At 53.2% G+C, this 466-nt stretch carries 1 pseudogene; it reads left to right on the top strand.

What is annotated here, in order from left to right:
- Positions 1-466: pseudogene (locus WKT13_RS13325) on the top strand (glycoside hydrolase family 2 TIM barrel-domain containing protein); the annotation flags it as partial.

Below are 466 nucleotides of genomic sequence, written 5' to 3'. Positions count from 1 at the left end.
CTGTCTGAAGGACGACGCATCGTGGACCAACGCCGGATACGCCATAGCAGAGGAGCAGTTCACTCTGAAGGAACGTCCTTCACTGCAACAGATAAACGGTGGAGGCAATCTCTCCGTTGTCGGTAACAGCGTATCGGGTACAACCTCCGACGGTAAGAAGTACGAGATAACATTCTCCGGCGACGGTCAGCTCACAGGATGGACCTTCGACGGCAAATCATTCATCAACGCCGCTCCGGACTTCAATGGTTTCCGTAACATAGACAACGACCGCAACATAGCAACCACAATAAGCAAGTCGCAGTACACCAACCACAGCATCACCGGCACGCTTTCAAAATCTGGCGACAACGCCGTGATGACACAGCAGGGCAGCGGTTCGCTGTGCAATTACACGATTGCATACACCATCTATCCGTCGGGTGTCATCGACATGAAGGTGACATTCACCCCGCGTAGCGCAACT

This window comes from Prevotella sp. HCN-7019 (assembly GCF_037890215.1).
Lineage (GTDB): Bacteria > Bacteroidota > Bacteroidia > Bacteroidales > Bacteroidaceae > Prevotella.
The sequence above is the reverse complement of the archived record's forward strand: the minus strand, read 5'-3'. Positions and strand labels throughout refer to the sequence as shown.